Genomic DNA, 2,075 nt, shown 5'->3' on the forward strand with positions numbered 1-2,075 from the left:
GATTCAGGCCACCGGTTCCGATACCACCGCCTACGAGCACATTCCGGCTGGGTCCGGGCACAGCATCCTTCCGGTGCACCGAATTCTGCTGGTGGTCAATGGTATTCACATCATCGAACACCTCAACATGGAGGATGCCTCGGAGCAGGGCTTGGCGGAGTTCACCTTCGTGATGGCACCGCTGCGCATCGTCGGCGGAACCGGTTCCCCGGTCCGTCCTGTCGCGGTACTGAGCGCATGAGCGCCGCGATCGCCGCCGACCTGACGGTCGTCCAGCAGTTGGCTGCGCTGGCGTTCAACGTGTCTCGGACCGGGTTGTCCGCGGACCTGCGTGAGGACGTCGCTCGGCGCGTGCTGGACCTGCTCGGCAACAGCGTCGCCGCCCGCGACGAGAGCCCGGCCAAGGCGGTGACCGCCGTCGTGAAGAACTGGGGTGGCCACGAGTTCTCGACCGGTATCGGAACCGGTGCAAAATTCCCCGCCGCCGCAGCGGCTTTGGTCAATGGCACGTTGGCCCACTCGATGGACTCCGACGACACCCACCTGCCGTCCGTCCTGCACCCGTCGGCCTCGGTAATTCCTGCAGCGCTTGCCGTCGCGGAAGCAACCGGCGCCTCTGCCGCAACAATGCTCGACGCCGCCGGGGTGGGCATCGAGGTGGCAGTTCGGCTCGGAATGGGTGGCTATGACGAAGAATTGGGGAACTCCGAGTTCTTCGAGCGCGGACTGCACGCCACCTCGATTTGTGGGGCCGTCGGTGCCGCCGTCGCTGCTGCGATGGTCTACGGCCTCGACGCCGATCAGATCGCCCACGCCGCCGGAATCGCTGCCAGCATGGGCGCCGGTCTCATCGAAGCCAACCGGACCGGTGGCACCGTCAAGCGCGCGCACTGCGGGTGGGCGGCGCACTCCGGTGTGAGCGCGGCAGAGTTGGCCGAGAACGGCCTGACCGGCCCGCCGACGGTGATCGAGGGCCGCTTCGGGTTCTTGTATGCCTATTGCGGTGAGCGTTCCAACGTCGCCGCGGTGGTCGATCGGCTCGGCGAACATTGGGAATTGCCCGGTGTCTTCTTCAAGCCGTACCCGTGTAATCACTTCACCCATGCAGGTATCGATGCAGCTCTCGCGATTCGCGGGCAGGGTGTACTGCCCGAGCAGATCGAGACGATCGAACTCGGCGTCTCCGGTCCGGTACTGCGCACGATCGCCCAGCCGGTCGAGGAGAAGGCCCGACCCAAGTCGGGTTACCACGCAGCTTTCAGTGGCCCGTACACCGTTGCGGCAGCGCTGTCGGGCGGTAGCGGTCTGGGCGTAGGCCACCACGATTTCACCGATGAAGCAGCCAAGGACGAGCAGCGTCTCGCTCTCGCAGTCAAGGTGACGTGTGTCGAGGACGAGCGCTGCAACGAGATCTACCCCCACCAGTTCCCGGCTGTGCTCCGGGTGGTGACCACGGAAGGACGCCGCCACGAGGTCCGGGTGGACTTCAACCGCGGCGGTCCCGGAAATCCGCTATCTGCAGAAGAACTCATCACCAAGTTCAAGCTCAATGCCGACGCCAAGCTCGGCGCCGAGCAAGCGTCGATCATTGCGGAGCTGGCTCTCGGTCTTGCGCACGGTGGCAGTCTGACCGACCTTATGAATCAGTTGCGAGGGTAGGGCGGTTGGTAGACTGTTCGACCTGACCGACAAAGTGGCCGTGATCACGAGGTGCGCATTACGGTCTGCTCGATTTCGCCCATCGCATCATCGATGAGCCCTTACAGAGGCTGGTTGTTCCCTCGGACTTGGCGACGCCACGGACGGGCTCGGACGAACCACGTGCGCGGTCAGGGCGCGGGCTCGTCCGGCGCGGACTCCGTTGGCGATAACCACGATCTCGGCGACCTCGTGGACGAGGACGACGGCGGCCAGCCCGAGCACCCCGAACAACGCGAGGGGCATCAGCACGGTGATGATCGCCAGGGAGAGGCCGACGTTCTGCAGCATGATCGCCCGCGAGCGGCGGGCATGCGCGAGGGCCTGCGGCAGGTGCCGCAGATCCTCACCCATCAGGGCGACGTCGGCGGTTTCGA

1 protein-coding gene and 2 pseudogenes are annotated in these 2,075 nt (G+C 65.5%); 2 read left to right on the top strand and 1 reads right to left on the bottom strand.

The features are described 5' to 3' along the window. Positions 1–241, top strand: a pseudogene (locus tag WAW17_RS13150) (cyclase family protein); the annotation flags it as partial. Beyond that, positions 238–1,659 (top strand): MmgE/PrpD family protein, encoded by a 1,422-nt coding sequence (locus WAW17_RS13155; RefSeq protein WP_422333407.1) that lies wholly within the window; start codon positions 238–240, stop codon positions 1,657–1,659. The pseudogene WAW17_RS13150 and the gene WAW17_RS13155, both read left to right, overlap by 4 nt. Before the next feature lie 87 nt (positions 1,660–1,746). Here WAW17_RS13155 and WAW17_RS13160 read toward each other — a convergent pair. Then, positions 1,747–2,075: pseudogene (locus WAW17_RS13160) on the bottom strand (cation-transporting P-type ATPase); the annotation flags it as partial.

Source organism: Rhodococcus sp. (in: high G+C Gram-positive bacteria), from assembly GCF_049286785.1.
GTDB lineage: Bacteria > Actinomycetota > Actinomycetes > Mycobacteriales > Mycobacteriaceae > Rhodococcus_F.